Source organism: Desulfopila aestuarii DSM 18488, assembly GCF_900143695.1.
Taxonomy (GTDB): Bacteria; Desulfobacterota; Desulfobulbia; order Desulfobulbales; family Desulfocapsaceae; genus Desulfopila; species Desulfopila aestuarii.
The window spans coordinates 14,498-29,227 of the sequence record NZ_FRFE01000024.1 but is presented as its reverse complement, the minus strand read 5'-3'; the positions used below and the strand labels follow the sequence as shown (position 1 = coordinate 29,227).

The 14,730-nt window shown below is 49.9% G+C and carries 11 protein-coding genes; 5 read left to right on the top strand and 6 right to left on the bottom strand.

From position 1 onward, the window contains the following. Positions 1-49 precede the first annotated feature (49 nt). The 3 genes from BUF15_RS19410 to BUF15_RS19400 are packed head-to-tail and all read right to left on the bottom strand — an operon-like array spanning position 50 to position 2,708. Entirely contained in the window at positions 50-625 is a 576-nt protein-coding gene (locus BUF15_RS19410; RefSeq protein ID WP_073615376.1) for an NF038143 family protein, read from the bottom strand. 39 nt (positions 626-664) lie between these two features. Next, on the bottom strand, positions 665-931 hold the full coding sequence (locus BUF15_RS19405) for a hypothetical protein (protein ID WP_200802426.1): 267 nt from the start codon (positions 929-931) through the stop codon (positions 665-667). A 25-nt stretch (positions 932-956) separates the two neighbouring features. Continuing rightward, on the bottom strand, positions 957-2,708 hold the full coding sequence (locus BUF15_RS19400; RefSeq protein ID WP_073615375.1) for a YeiH family protein: 1,752 nt from the start codon (positions 2,706-2,708) through the stop codon (positions 957-959). Between the two features lie 716 nt (positions 2,709-3,424). Between BUF15_RS19400 and BUF15_RS19395 the strand changes: the two genes are divergently transcribed. Beyond that, positions 3,425-6,832: a PAS domain S-box protein gene (locus tag BUF15_RS19395; protein WP_073615374.1), complete on the top strand. Its 3,408-nt coding sequence runs from the start codon at positions 3,425-3,427 to the stop codon at positions 6,830-6,832. Positions 6,833-6,843: 11 nt separating this feature from the next. Here the strand turns inward: BUF15_RS19395 and BUF15_RS19390 are convergent, their stop codons facing one another. From BUF15_RS19390 to BUF15_RS19380, 3 genes are all read right to left on the bottom strand, one after another. Further along, positions 6,844-8,028: a sigma-70 family RNA polymerase sigma factor gene (locus BUF15_RS19390; RefSeq protein WP_073615373.1), complete on the bottom strand. Its 1,185-nt coding sequence runs from the start codon at positions 8,026-8,028 to the stop codon at positions 6,844-6,846. Between the two features lie 197 nt (positions 8,029-8,225). Beyond that, positions 8,226-9,476 carry a mechanosensitive ion channel family protein gene (locus tag BUF15_RS19385; protein WP_234981227.1) on the bottom strand — a complete coding sequence of 417 codons (1,251 nt, stop codon included), beginning with the start codon at positions 9,474-9,476 and terminating at the stop codon, positions 8,226-8,228. A gap of 363 nt (positions 9,477-9,839) precedes the next feature. Then, the gene (locus BUF15_RS19380; protein ID WP_073615371.1) at positions 9,840-10,763 is read right to left on the bottom strand and encodes a LysR family transcriptional regulator; all 924 of its coding nucleotides are present in this window, start codon (positions 10,761-10,763) and stop codon (positions 9,840-9,842) included. A 75-nt stretch (positions 10,764-10,838) separates the two neighbouring features. Between BUF15_RS19380 and BUF15_RS27830 the strand changes: the two genes are divergently transcribed. The 4 genes from BUF15_RS27830 (at position 10,839) to BUF15_RS19365 (ending at position 14,627) form a co-directional block, all read left to right on the top strand. Next, positions 10,839-10,976 carry a hypothetical protein gene (locus BUF15_RS27830; RefSeq protein WP_234981226.1) on the top strand — a complete coding sequence of 46 codons (138 nt, stop codon included), beginning with the start codon at positions 10,839-10,841 and terminating at the stop codon, positions 10,974-10,976. A 340-nt stretch (positions 10,977-11,316) separates the two neighbouring features. Continuing rightward, the gene (locus tag BUF15_RS19375; RefSeq protein WP_073615370.1) at positions 11,317-12,150 is read left to right on the top strand and encodes a cytidylate kinase-like family protein; all 834 of its coding nucleotides are present in this window, start codon (positions 11,317-11,319) and stop codon (positions 12,148-12,150) included. A gap of 121 nt (positions 12,151-12,271) precedes the next feature. Further along, positions 12,272-14,119 (top strand): SLC13 family permease, encoded by a 1,848-nt coding sequence (locus BUF15_RS19370; protein WP_073615369.1) that lies wholly within the window; start codon positions 12,272-12,274, stop codon positions 14,117-14,119. Between the two features lie 100 nt (positions 14,120-14,219). Beyond that, positions 14,220-14,627, top strand: coding sequence for a cytidine deaminase (locus BUF15_RS19365; RefSeq protein WP_073615368.1), 408 nt, complete (start codon positions 14,220-14,222; stop codon positions 14,625-14,627). Positions 14,628-14,730 lie beyond the last annotated feature (103 nt).

Genomic DNA, 14,730 nt, shown 5'->3' with positions numbered 1-14,730 from the left:
AATTGCAACCGCGAATCAACAACAGTCACTGCTCATCCTGTAGTAAGGTTTATGAAAAAACCTTCTCCACCTCTTCTCGAGAAAGCGCGATCAGACTTTGCTGCATGCGGTCGGCGATAAAGTGAACATCCTCCCTGTCGCCTTCGACTTTGGGCACTAATGCGCTATTAAAATTCTTCTCCGCACTGCTCAACCTGTTGGCAACAAAGAGATAATTCGACTTGTTGCGGTAATGGGTGCGAATCATATCTTCTACGCTCTCCCCTTTGGCAGTCAACAGGTTGTGATAATGATCGATCAACAGCGAAATCCAGTCACGGTAGAGAGGACGGACTTCAGGCGGGAGTGCTTCTGCTTTTGCCACCAGCGGCTCAACCTCAGGAATCGTATTGTTCCGAACAGCTTCATACGCTGTTTCAAGCGCACGGCGACGGGAAACCAGGTAGTGGTCGGCAAATGTTTTCAAACCATTTGAATATTCTTTTATCTTCCAGGCGTAGAAGACGAAAAACACCGGAATCAGTATCATCCAGATGGGTGGTACCGGTTTCTCAAGCACCTGACTGGCAAGCCGGCCGGCCATGGCCTCCTCATAGGCGAGGATTATTTTTCTCTTCTCTTCCAAGGAAAGACTCCTGACCCCCGGCGTTGATATACCCATTGTCTAGTCGAGCTCCAGAACCGAATCGAGATACTGTTCAGCCTCCTGAACCTGTTCAACATCGGTATAATAGTAACGGCTTGGATCAATCCCATTATCATCAAGATATTGCGACATCCGGTTCAAGACCCCGAACGAGCGAGTCAGATATGGTAGAAATACATACACAAACAGCACGGCTACACCAAGGGCGACCACAAAATTACAGAGTCGCTGCGCCATGCTTTTGTTCGTAGCTATTTCCATATCATCCATTTGAGCCGGAGGCACAACTCCTCCGGCTCACAGTTTATAGTTAGATTTTCGCGGTGATCTCAGGGAACACCAGATAGAACATAATGTAGGCCATAGTCAGGGTCAGCACCAGATTGAAGCTCTGACCGCAAACGTAAAGGATCAACGGCTTGCCACCCTTGAAGTACTTGGCCAATTCCCTGAAGTTGGTGGAAAGGCCGATAGCGGCAAAAGACAGGGCAAAAAACCAACCACGCAGCAGACGGGTGCCGCCGCGGACTGCACCCTGATCAATAAGGGCACCGCTCATCTCTTTGCCAAGGTTACTGTCAAGAAAAGAAAACAGAATGGAAGCAGCAAGAAAACCGAGTACGAATTTCGGGAATCTATGCCAGATTTCGCCAGCACCGACGCTACGGGTCTGCCCGCCGTCCTGCTCAACTTTCATACACCAGTAAAGGGCCACACAGAAAGCAGTGACACCGATCATGACGTTCTGGATCATCTTGATGGTCGCTGCCACATACAAGGCTTTCTCGCCAAGGAAGGCACCGGCAGCAGCTACGGCGCCGGTCGCGTCAATGGTGCCACCCATCCAGGCACCTCCAAGAATCTCAGGCATGCCCACCGCCTTGATCACTGCCGGCATGGCGATCATCATAATGGCTGTAAAAACGAGCGAAAGCCCTATAGAGAGCGTGAGTTCCTCTTTTTTTGCCCTGCAGGCCGCAGCAGTGGCGATGGCCGCAGAGGTTCCGCAGACCGACATATCGGCCGAGATAACGATGTTCAAGGTCTTGGAAGGCATTTTCAGAACAGTCTGGCCGAAGATATAGGTCGAAACCAGCACCACAGGGGTCACCACCCAGGCCACAAAAATACCGGGGATACCGATGGACATAATCTTGCTGAAAAGTACTTCCGCACCGAGCAGTACCAGACCGGTTTTGATAAAGAACTCGACCTGACAAGCCGGCAGCACCCATTTCGGGGTACCAAGGGAATTAGCGATAATCATGCCCAATAACACACCCCAGGCCTCAGCACCGATTCCGTATTGCTTGGAGATCGACTGACCGCCAAGCATATAGGCCAGAACAGCCACCAGGAAAACGATGATAAACCCTAAGCCGAACTCCCTCACGCTCCGACCCATCAGTTTGATGCCGATGCCAAAAAACACAACCATAAACAGACAAAGACCTATCAGGCTCGGAATACGGTTATAGGCCTTGTTGGCAGTCTTGCTCTTGGCGGATGCCGCTTTTTTATCGGCCGCCCGCCAGTCGGCAATCTTCACTGCTGCTTCTTCATTTAAAGCCTGATCCTGAAAACTGGCAACAGCAGCTGCCTCTTCGGCAACGGTTGCTGCAGCCAATGCCGCGGCAGCCTTACCCTTGGCTTCTTCATAAGCAGGCATGGCCTTGTCATTTTTTGCCTTGGCTTGTTCTTCTGAGAACACAAGGGAATCGAAGGGATTTTCTTTCCAAGTTCCCGGGCTCTTGGTCCAATGTGAGATGAACTTGCCAAAACCAGTTTCCCCGGACGCCTTCAGTTTTTTCATATCATCGCCGGCTGTATAATAGGCGATGGTCTTAAAGGGGGCCCGGGCAGATTCGGCTGCCTGGACCTGTTTTGCAGCATCAATTTTTGCAGCGAATTCAGCCTTCGGTCCAAATCCCAGATAGGCAATGAGGCAAACAGCTACCACAAGAAAACCAAGCCAGATGGCCAGGTAGTCCTCCTTGCTCCAGAGGTCGGACAAACGACTTTGCCCATGGTCGATAACAACATTTGAATCTTCTTGAGCCATAAAGTAGTCCTCCTGTGTAGTTACTGCCCTGATCAGTTTGCCTGACCTCCGGAATCTCCGGTCACAAAAAAGAGTCGTATTCCGAGGTGGCGTATAATGGCATCAGGCCGAGGTGACCAACGAATGTGGCCACCAGAGTTCGCCAACTGGAAGACTTCAAAATATCGAGATAAATCCTCCAGAAAGCCATTTGCTCCATTTTACACCCTGCCAGAAAATGTTAGAAATAAAAAATTCGGATTTTCGATATAAAATGAGTATGATGCCACAACACCCTGCCCGGCTGATGAAGCCATATACGTTCGAGAGACTGAAAACATTGTACTCTTTTCAGTTGACGCCCCCACAACCCTTTTCTGGGGCCTGTTTTATCAGGCTCTTCATCCGTTTCCCAACAGACCAGGCATATGGTCATCTGTAGCACTCTCGAGTCGGCATATGTCAATATAAATCGTACAGATACCGAAGCTAAGGACAATGATTCCAGCTTCGGGAAAATGATTCTATACCGAGTCCTTTCCTCCTTCTATAACGCCAAAGGGTCCAGAATCCTTACTGGACTTGGCTTCTCAGTTTCGTATAGACTAATGAGTATAGAACGCCATACGGCAAAACCGGGCAGTAGCCGGGGAAACTGAATGGCTGTGGTTTGCCAGGTCTATGAACCGACTGTGATTACTTCAAGTCGTGCTTAATGACCAACACTGAGACGAAGGATGAAGAAGATTGTCATGCATGAAAACCATTCAGGACAAAATCACCAACAAAATAAACCACTGCCCAATAGTGAAGATAGTTATCGCCAGCTCATCAACAACATTCATAACGGATATGCCCTGTATGAGATTGTCTTGAACGATCAAGGCCATCCCATCAACTACCGATTCCTGGAAGTCAATCCTGCTTTTGAACAGATGACAGGGTTCAAGTCAGAGTCCCTGGTTGGTCATACTCTCCTGGAAGTCATGCCGCCAACTGAACCGGGCTGGCTTGACCAATATGGCAAGGTTGCTCTGACTGGTGAATCCATCCACTTTGAAAATTTCGATAAGCGGATTAACCGTCATTTTGAGGTAACGGCAATTCGCACATCATCCAATCAATTAGCCTGCATTTATAACGATATTACAACACATAAACAGACAGAGGAGGCTCTGCGTGAAAGCAAACTGAAATATCAAAATCTTTTTGAGAACACGCAAGAGACGTTTTTTGAGGTGAGTATTGACGGAATTCTCCTTGATGTCAGCCCCTCCGTCCAACAACTGTCAAAAGGGCAATACAAACGCCAAGACCTTATTGGTAAGCCGTTATTCGACTTCTATGCAGATTATACTGAGCGAAAAAAGTATCTGGAAGCCTTACAAAAGAACGATTTTGTTACTGGTTACGAGATAAAAATCAAGAACTTTGACGGCTCAATTATCAATTGCTCGATCTCTTCCAGGATGCAGCGCGATGGGCATGGCAAGCCTCTTAAGATTATTGGCAGCTTGATCGACATCACAGACCGGAAAAGAACTGAAGAAGCGCTTGAGAAGAGAATGATTGCTTTGGCCCAGCCGCTTCACAGCCAGAACATCACCTTTGAAGAGCTATTTAATCTGGACGATATCCAACGCCTTCAAGACGAATTTTCCGATGCAACCGGAGTGGCGTCGATAATCACACACCCAGACGGTACACCACTGACAGCACCGAGCAACTTCTGCCGTCTCTGCTCAGAGATTATACGTAACACTGAGACTGGGCGTACAAACTGCTTTCGCTCCGATGCCGTAATTGGAAGAGCATGTATAGAGGGTCCGACAATACAAACGTGTTTAAGTGGCGGACTTTGGGATGCAGGTGCTGGCATTACCGTTGGAGGCCGACATATCGCAAATTGGTTGATTGGCCAGGTGCGAGACGAGACCCAAACTGAGGTGAAAATGCGGGCTTATGCCCGAGACATTGGTGCCGACGAAGACTCTGTCGTTGAGGCTTTTTCAGAAGTTCCAGCAATGTCTCGCGTACAGTTTGAAAAAATAGCCCGCGTACTCTTTACCCTCGCAAGTCAACTGTCGACACTTGCTTTCCAAAATGTGCAGCAAGCGCGCTTTATCGCCGAGCACAAACAGGCCGAAGAGGCGTTGCAGTTGACCCGTTTCTCGATTGAGCACGCCTCGGATGCTGTCTTTTGGACGACGCTTGACACACATATCGTTGATGTCAATGAAGCGGCATGCCGGACGCTCGGCTATACACGACAGGAGTTATTGCAATTGCGTGTGGCAGACATTGACGCTCACTTCCAGGAAGATCTTTGGGAGAAAAACTTAGCTGAGCAAAAGCTTCGTGGTTCAATGAAATTTGAATCCGAACACCTCACCAAAGACGGACGATTAATCCCCGTAGAAATCGTTTCAAACTATGTGCAGTTCGGAGATGAAGAGCGCCTATGCTGCTTCGTTCGCGACATCAGCGAGCGCAAGCAGGCGGAGGCTGCGCTCCTGGCTGAACGTCGTTATCTGACAGACATCATCGACTCACTCCCAGATCCCACCTTTATCATTGACAATGATCGGCGGATCGTTGTCTGGAACAGGGCTATTGAGGAGATGACAAAAGTCAAAAGAGAGGACTTACTCGGCAAGGGAGACTATGCCTATTCCGTTCCTTTCTACGGAGAACGCAGGCCTATTCTCGTTGACCTCCTCAATATTACAGATACAGAAATGGAGAGTGCATATTCCACTGTCAGGAGATCCGATGATAAGGTTTACGCCGAAGCTTTTATTCAGAACTTGAATGATGGCAATGGTGCGTATCTTTGGGGCGTTACTGCGCCTCTCTACGATCAATCCGGTTTGCGTATCGGAGCTATTGAAGTCATCAAGGACATTACCGAACTAAAAAAATCAGAAAAAACCACCATTCAACTGCAGGAGCAACTGCTGCAAGCTCAAAAGATCGAGTCAGTTGGACGTTTAGCCGGAGGGGTTGCCCACGATTTCAATAATATGCTTGGAGTGATCATTGGGCATGCTGAGCTGGCACAGTCACAGTTGGAGAAAACACAACCACTCTTTCATAACCTCGAAGAAATTCGCAAGGCTGCTCAGCGCTCAGCCGATCTGACCAGACAACTGCTCGCTTTCGCCAGGAAACAGCCCATTGTTCCGGAATCAGTCGATCTCAACAAAACCATAGAAGGGATGTTGGCAATGCTGAGGCGGTTGATCGGTGAGGATATACTGCTGGATTGGAAGCCAGGCAACAATCTCGGGTTGATCAACATTGACCCCTCCCAACTTAACCAGGTAATTGTGAACCTTTGTGTCAATGCGAGAGATGCTATTACCGATACCGGAACAGTCTCCATTGCGACTGACAGTATCGCTACTGACGAAACCTTCTGCCGAACTCACAGCGATTTCTCCCCCGGCGAGTATGTTCTGCTGACGGTCAGTGACAACGGTTGTGGCATGGGTAAAGAGGCATTGGCCCATCTCTTCGAGCCCTTTTATACAACCAAGGAGATGGGTAAAGGTACTGGTTTGGGCTTGGCGATGATCCACGGCATTGTCAAGCAGAACAAGGGGATCATTCAAGTTCAAAGCGAACCAGCCCTTGGCAGTACCTTCAAGATTTATTTTCCCAAGCGTGAAAAAGATATTGCAGTGATGCCCACGAGGGATTCGACGAATGTAGCGATGCGTGGAAACGAGTCGATCCTACTGGTGGAAGATGAGCCAATGGTACTCGGCATGACAACAACGATGCTTGAACTTCAGGGCTACAAAGTTATCCCGGCCAAGACACCTGATGCGGCACTTCGTCTTGCAAGCGAGCATGCTGGTACAATCCACTTACTCATTACCGATGTGGTCATGCCTGAAATGAACGGCAAAGACTTGGCGAAAAAACTCTCAGCCCTCTATCCCAACCTCAAATGTCTTTTCATGTCCGGCTATACCGCAAACGTGATCGCGCATCATGGCGTGCTTGATGAGGGTGTGTACTTCATCCAGAAGCCATTTGAACTCAAAGATCTTACCAATAAAATCAGGAATGTCTTAGAGGCAGATCACGACAAAGAACCCAGCACTCGGCCTGACTCTCACATGAAAAACACCTCTTGATGAGCCCATTGTTAATAAGCAACGCATGAGCTGTTCTTCACCCGGAGTTTTCTTCTGAGAACCTTGAATGCTTCCTGTTCAATCTGATACATCCTGCCGCGCGTCATCCCATACTGTTCGGCAATTTCTATAATGGATTGTGGAACAGAATAAGGAGATAACCCATACCTTCGCCTGATAATGTCTCGTGCCCTCTCAGAAAGTTCGGAATCGAGCAGTTCAAGGAGAATCTGTTGCTGTTCGTTCGTTTCCGCTTCCCGTTCGGGGTTACTGCCTGCAGGCTCCCAGCATCGCTCTGCCCGAAGATAGAGGTCCTCATCATTTTCAAGAAATACATCCGACAAATCAGGACTGTCATTTCCGGTTTTTCGAGCCTTGGCAAACTGTTCAACGCTATTCGCCGAAAGGTAAATCAAGCGTCCGGCAAGAGCCTGCCGCTGGACCTCCTTGTAAAACCAGTTTGCCGCATACGTTGAAAACCGGACTCCGCAGGAAGGGTGATAGCGGTAGGCCGCTCTGGCAATACCGAAACAGCCTATTTGCACGCGGTCATCATAATTAACGGATTGCCGGTAAACAGGACTGACATTACCGGCAAGCTTTAAGACAAGCCTTGATGAAAAGAGGATGTAGATGTTTCTCAACGTATTGAGGTTCTCGACCACAGCATGCAGTTCAAGAAAGGCCGGGTCACCAAAGAGTGACTCCTCTGCCTTATACACAATTCGGGCCCAGACACGTGCGAGGATCGAGTGACAGAGCGACAGGCCAACCGGCAGATCTTCCTGCTGTGATAACGTACTGAACAGTTCCAGGGCCAGCCGCCGCTCCTCAGCCTGGTTGTCGGTAGGCGGTATAAAGAAAATGTGCCGATTCTGAAACAGGTAGATGTTTTGAATGACCGTCAGTGCGGCTTGACGGAAAATCGATGATTTCAGGACGCAGCGGGTGAATTTATGACGATAGTACAGAACTTCGGTCGCAAGCACTTCTTCGTCTTCTCTGCTCAGCGAATAGGCGAGTTCCGGGAGATGACGAATCTGCTGGGAGCGCTCATGACACTTCAGGACTGTTTTCTCAAACGGTTCCGGCAGCTGCAACCTGCCAACCCTGTAAGTAAAGGATATTTTTGAGGGAAATGTGCAGAGCAAATCCACAATATTTAAATTTTTCACTCGCCATCCAGAACTGTTCATTGTCACCTCGTTATTCAGATAAAAAAACGATTGTCATGTAGTATAGCACGAGACATGTCATTGAAACAGGATGGCAGTGCCGATTTTTTTACAGAATCAAGATCCATGATATCGCCCGCAGGTCAGCCAAGCCCCATGACAATCCGGAGAAAATACAGAAGGAAGCCGGGAAGAAAAGGACGGTACACCATGAAATATTACTTTTGCGGCAGAGTTTTCGATGCTGAATCATTCAGCGATTTTTGCGAGACCGCCAGCAATGCCTCCGGCAATCCACGTATATACAAATCCTGTTTGGCGTAAGGGATTTCAATATTCGCCCGGTTGAATTGCTTGTATACCGCATCGTTCAATTTATCCATGGTCCGGCCGCGCAGTTCAGGATTGGGAATCCAACAGAGTAGTTCAAAGTCAAGACTCGAGGCTCCGAAAACCCGAAAACGCACCCGAGGTGCAGGGTTTTCGCAGACTAGGGGCTCATCCTGTGCGACTTTGAGGAGGATGGCACGCACTTCATCGACATCCGAGCCGTAGGCCACACCAATTTTGACTCGGATGCGCAGTTTTTCAGTGGGACCACCGGACTGGTTGACGATGGTGGTATTGCCAATGATCGAGTTCGGGATAGTGATCTCGATATCGTCACGGGTGAGAATACGGGTGGACCTGAGGCCGATATTGATCACCTTGCCGCGGTCGCCGCGATCCAGCACGATATAATCACCTACTTTATATGGCGCATCTGCCAGGATAAATACACCGGAAAAGAGGTTTGACAGGGTATCTTTGGCGGCAAAACCTACAGCAATACCCGCGATACCGGCTGAGGCCAACCAGGCGGTCATGTCGATTTTCCAGATGACGAAAAAGGCGTAGAGACCGGCCGCAAAGATAATAACCTTGGCTCCGTTGTCAAAAAGTGTGAGGGTCCGGCGCTGGAGAAAACTGACTTTGTGGGAGATGAGCGCTACCCGGGTGAGGAGCAGCGAGGCCAACCGCACAAAGAACAACACCCACACCATGACCCCTGCCGACTGGATAATTCTAGTCGCCATGGTCTCGACACCATCGGTCATCGGCATCAGGTGTACCCCATAGGAGAAGCCGCTGACCAGCAGGGTGTAATAGATTGGCGGCCGCAGTAACAGGGCAATCTGGTCATCAAGATCAAACGTGGTCTTCAGGGTCACTTTCCGGATAAGCTTGAACAACAACCAGGTGGTGAACGAGGCAACGGTAAAGGTAACTACAATGGCGACAATGCCCTGCAGCCACGGATTACCGTGAAAAAGATCAATCAGCGGCCGGAGATAGGTTTCAATCGCCTCGACAGGCTCCGATGCTTCTGCCGGAAGAGCAGCCAATGCTGCACCACCCGGTACGCTTACCATAGAGATGGCCGACATTTGAGCCAAAAGACAACGCATTTTGCAAGATTTTCGCTTCATGTTTCCCGTTTTAGCGAACCGCCAAGGGTCACCCTTAGCGGTAAAAATAATGTTATTTTCTTTTTTGATTACCACTCATTCTCAGCATAAGGTTAGGTGAGAGGTGTAAGGCGTGACATATTAGGAAGTGGTCACTCAACAAAATTTCTCCTACTTTCATACTGTTGAAACGAGCACTATCATTTCATGCAGGCGCTCCTCACTCCCCTCTCCTTACCCCTCACTTCATGTAGCTGAGCTTTCGGGGTAATCAGATTTTCTTTTCTTTCCCGTAAAGATTCAGATCGTATCACAATTTACCAGAAAAATCGCCAACGTCCCGGCATTGTCTATGCTATTTATTAACCAATGGCCAGCTCGAGATCACTCAGCCCCTCTCAACGTCGACATCGATTTACTGATAGACTGCATCGCTGCATTGACTTCCTCGAACACCGCTTCCATCAATATGGTAACCGATTGGCGTGGGTGGATGACCTGATAGATATTCCTGGTGAAACGATATTTATCAATCTGCACCGGATAGAGGGTTCCTCTGGCCAGTTCATGCATAACGCAATGCTGGGAAAGACAGGCGAGGGTCCCCTTGTTTCTGAGAACATGTTTGATCGACTCCATATGATCGAGCTCCATGAACACATTCAGCTGCTGGCCCCGTTCTTTGAGCTGATGGAAAAACGTTTCGCGCGTGCCTGATCCACTTTCCCGCATTATCCAGCGATGACCAAGCAGCTCCTCCATGGTGTAGCTCCTGGCCCCGGCAAATTTCTTATCGGCGGTGACCACTACCAGCTCTTCCGTGCCGATCAATGTCGATGTCAAGATTCGACTGTGCACCTCACCTTCGATATAACCAACCGGCACCTCGCCCAGCTCCACCGCCCGCACCACGCTCTTTGAATTGCCGGTCCAGATCGAAAGATGAGCTTTGGGATGCTGCAGCTGGAAGTCATAGAGCACCTGCGGCAAGACATAGTCGGCAAGGGTCTGGCTTGCCCCGATCTCCAGGTCGCCGGTGACGCAGTCTTTTTTAAACATCAACGCCACATCCTCAAACCGTTGCACCAACGGTGACAGCTCTTCAGCCAACACCTTGCCATTACTGTTGGGCGAGATCTTTTTATGCGCCCGATCAAAGAGTGACGCCCCAACCGATTCTTCAAAGCGTTTGATGGCGGTCGAGACCGCTGATTGGGTCAGATGAAACTCTTTGGCGACGCTCTGGATCCGGCCAGAGCGCACCAAGGCCAGAAACAATTGCGCCTGCCGGAGTGTAATATCGATCATACCGAAGTTTTGATTAGATTGAATTTAGTCAATTGCGAAATATTATCAAATTGACATAACCACAGAAGGCCTCTAATGTCACGAATGAAGGGACCGTTTTTATCGGAATCACAACACGAAGGTAACCTGGTGAAGCATCAGGCAAAAGAAGCGGACATATGGGCAATCGATATACGCTACCGCCGCAGAAGGCAGACCTCCTTGCTCGCCTGACATTTAGTTACCGGCCTGACATAGAGCATTCTTGTACTTCCCCTAGTCGTTTTTGGGGATGCCCAGACCGAAAATATCAGCTCACTATTGGAGCAAACTGCAATATGCGCCCTCAACCTGGGTTTAGCCGATTTTCTGGTCCAATGCCTACCTCGGGAAAAATTTGTTATAACGATAGAAAGGAGATAGGATAAATACAATGGCGTTGATTTGCGGTCAACGATTCTTCACGTCCGCTTTTGAGACTTTTGGCCGCAAATCGTAACCCACCTGCGGATTCAGACGTGCATGGGCGCACAGCACATTACTACTTCTACACATTACAAAGGAGCTTACCCATATGCCTATCGTCACTATTTCCAGAGGATCCTACAGCCGCGGCAAGGAAGTTGCGGAGAAGCTCGCAGCCAAGATGCAATATGAGTGCGTCTCCCGTGACATCATTCTTGAGGCGTGTTCGGAGTTCAACATCCCGGAAATCAAACTTGTCCGGGCCCTGCACGATGCCCCTTCCGTGCTTGAGCGTTTTCAGCACGGCAAGGAGCGCTACCTCAGCTATTATCGCTACGCTTTACTGAAACATTTGCAGCGAGACAACGTTATCTACCATGGATTAGCCGGCCATTTTATCTTAAGCGACATTCCGCACATCCTCAAAGTGCGGATCACCGCCAATATGGACGACCGGGTCCAGGAAGAGATGAAACGGGAAAACATCTCTGCCGAAAAGGCCCTCTTCATCTTAAAAAAAGATGATGATGAGCGGAGAAGATGGGGTTTGCAAGTCCATGGAACCGACACCTGGGATAGTCGGCTTTACGATCTGGTGCTGCATATTGGCAACCTAACGGTGAACGATGCAGTGGAGATACTTGAGCAAACCCTGCAAAAACCGGCATTTCAGACAACACCTGAATCAAAGCAGATTATGGAGGATATGATCAAGTCATCCCAGATACATTCCATGCTGGTCGATCTCTCCCCAGGCATCAAGGTCGTTGTCCGTCAAGGAGTCGCCTTTATCAGCAATGTCGGAAAAGAGCTGAAGACCGACTCGACTCTCCGGGATACGATGGAAAAAAATGTCCGTACTGTCGAAGGCATTACCTCTGTCGTCATCCAGGAACCGTTGATGTCCAAATCGGCCTATATCAATCCGTATCACAATATCTAGGCTTCACAACCAGGCCTGTGTCGGCAGAAACATTGTAGTCTTCTGCCGACGCGTTCAATCGTCTTAGTCATCCATCCCGGCTGAGACCTGCCAGCCCCTCGTGACAAAAGGACACGTAACAATGGAACCAACTGTTCTCACTACAGATATGATGATTGTACTCGGCTTGCTTACATTTGCCATCATCCTGTTTGTTTTTGACTTGTTGCGCGTTGACCTGGTCGGGATGTTGATGATGGTGCTACTGCCGCTCACCGGCGTCCTGAAGGCCGAAGAGGCCATCGCCGGACTCAGCTCGAATGCGGTTGTCTCGATCATCGCGGTAATGATCATCGGTGCTGGACTGAACAAGACCGGAGTCATGAACGTCGTCGCCTCGCAAATCATCAAAGTTGCGGGAAGAAGTGAAACACGCATTATGGTGGTGGTCTCGACAACGGTGGCCATTATCTCCAGTTTCATGCAGAACATCGGCGCCGCCGCACTTTTTCTGCCGGCCACTATGCGCATCAGTCGAAAACTCAACATCTCTGCCAGCCGCATTCTCATGCCCATGGGATTCTGCGCCATCACCGGCGGCTGCCTTACCCTGGTTGGTTCGAGTCCGCTGATTATGCTTAACGACCTCATGGGCGCCTGGTGGAAGTTCAATGGGGAGGCGGTGAACAATGTACCGTTCAAGCCGCTGGACCTCCTGTCTGTCACCCCAATCGGCATTGCCCTGCTTATCACCCTGCTCCTCTATTTTTCCTTCTTCGGGCGCCATCTGCTCCCCAAGGATGTCTGTGAGCTCGATGCGGACTGCATGGACAAGCGACTCCAGGAAATTTACGGCGATGAGGTTGGCCAGGGGTATGAACTGACGGTACCGCAATATTTTCCACCGCAGACTCTTGGCGAGATGGAACTGCGCCCGAAATACCACATAACAGTGGTAGGCATTGCAAAAAACGAAGGCTACCAGAAAGATCTGGCACCAACGAAAGACGCCCTGGTGGAACCGGGAGACGTTTTATGGATAATAGGCTCCGAAAAAAATATTACCAGGGTCGCCGAAGGCCATGGCTGGGCCATCAAAGCGGAGCCGGAAGTGTTCAGCGAAGAGAATTTCATTGAGGTCTCCGGGGTAATCGAAGGCGTCGTCATCCCTCACTCCAATCTCAGCGGCCACACCATGGAAGAACTGCAGTTCAGACCGCTTTACCAGGTCAACCCCCTGGCAATCGTTAGGGGCGATGAGATAATCATGGAAGGCATCAACATCACAGAACTCCGCCAGGGCGATACTATTCTGCTACAAGGCCGCTGGCAGCAGTTCAAGCTCTTGTCTCAACAAATGGACATTGCCTTTATCGAAGAAATACTGGGCGAAGAACTCAAACCAGAGCGAACGCGTTGCGCCCTCTTTTTTCTCATTCTCTCACTTGTTCTGGCGCTCAGTTTTGAGATCAAACTCTCCATTGCCCTGTTGACCGGCGCACTCGGCATGATCATCACCAATATTATCCGCGCCGACCGGGCCTATGAAGCGGTTGACTGGCGCACGGTTTTCCTGCTTTCAGGCCTAATTCCCCTGGGTACAGCCTTTGAAAAAACAGGAACAGCAGCGTATATTGCCGAGCACATCCTGAACCTCGTCGGCACCCCGGCACCACTCGTCCTCATGCTCGTCATTTCGGTGCTCACGGCATTTTTCTCGCTGGTGGCGTCAAATGTCGGAGCAGTCGTACTGATGGTGCCGCTGGCGATGAATATGGCTGTTGATATCGGAGCCAACCCGACTACGGCAGCAATGGTGGTCGCCATCTCCGCCTCCAACACCTTCATTCTCCCGACACACCAGGTCAATGCGCTTATCATGCGACCAGGTGGCTACCGCACCAAGGACTATATGAAGGCTGGCTTTGGCTACAGTATCCTTTTCACCTGCGTACTAATCGCCGGCCTGGCGACCCTCTATCCTCTTTAAACGTCGAAGCTCAACCCCTCCGCCAACAGGAAGGGTTGAGCTTCACCTGAAATACGAAAGATACAACTCTTTTCCAGACCCCGACGACAATACTATCCTTATGACTCCTGACCAGATAAGCTTATTGAAGGCAGCCAAAGATGCCGCAGAAAAGGCTCACGCTCCCTATTCCCGATTTCGGGTCGGGGCAGCGGTGCTCACTCCAGAAGGGATATTCAATGGGGCAAATGTTGAAAACGTATCCTCAAACCTCGGGGTCTGCGCCGAAAGGGTGGCACTTGCCCACGCCCGAATGCATGGAGCCACCACCATTATCGGCATCGCCATCTGTTGCCGTGACGCCCAACCAGACGCAACGGGCAGCATCCCCCCCAACCTCACCATGCCCTGCGGTGGTTGCCGACAATGGCTGGCGGAGCTTGCCCCCGACGCCTGGATCATCACCAACGGTGCCAACCGGGTCTTCACCCTGCAGGAGTTGCTGCCTTCACCTTTTATAATAAAATAGCGGCTACAGACTATAATGCGTGAGTCTCTGGTTCGAATCCTGACAGCAACGCCACTTAGAGACAGGCACTTACAGCTACAGAAAACATGAAATGGTGAAGTGG

Bases quoted from the DNA above. Each gene is read 5' to 3' on its own strand.
- BUF15_RS19400 (WP_073615375.1), bottom strand. From the start codon at position 2,708: ATGGCTCAAGAAGATTCAAATGTTGTTATCGACCATGGGCAAAGTCGT.
- BUF15_RS19395 (WP_073615374.1), top strand. From the start codon at position 3,425: ATGAAGAAGATTGTCATGCATGAAAACCATTCAGGACAAAATCACCAA.
- BUF15_RS19390 (WP_073615373.1), bottom strand. From the start codon at position 8,028: ATGAACAGTTCTGGATGGCGAGTGAAAAATTTAAATATTGTGGATTTG.
- BUF15_RS19385 (WP_234981227.1), bottom strand. From the start codon at position 9,476: ATGAAGCGAAAATCTTGCAAAATGCGTTGTCTTTTGGCTCAAATGTCG.
- BUF15_RS19380 (WP_073615371.1), bottom strand. From the start codon at position 10,763: ATGATCGATATTACACTCCGGCAGGCGCAATTGTTTCTGGCCTTGGTG.
- BUF15_RS27830 (WP_234981226.1), top strand. From the start codon at position 10,839: ATGTCACGAATGAAGGGACCGTTTTTATCGGAATCACAACACGAAGGT.
- BUF15_RS19375 (WP_073615370.1), top strand. From the start codon at position 11,317: ATGCCTATCGTCACTATTTCCAGAGGATCCTACAGCCGCGGCAAGGAA.
- BUF15_RS19370 (WP_073615369.1), top strand. From the start codon at position 12,272: ATGGAACCAACTGTTCTCACTACAGATATGATGATTGTACTCGGCTTG.
- BUF15_RS19365 (WP_073615368.1), top strand. From the start codon at position 14,220: ATGACTCCTGACCAGATAAGCTTATTGAAGGCAGCCAAAGATGCCGCA.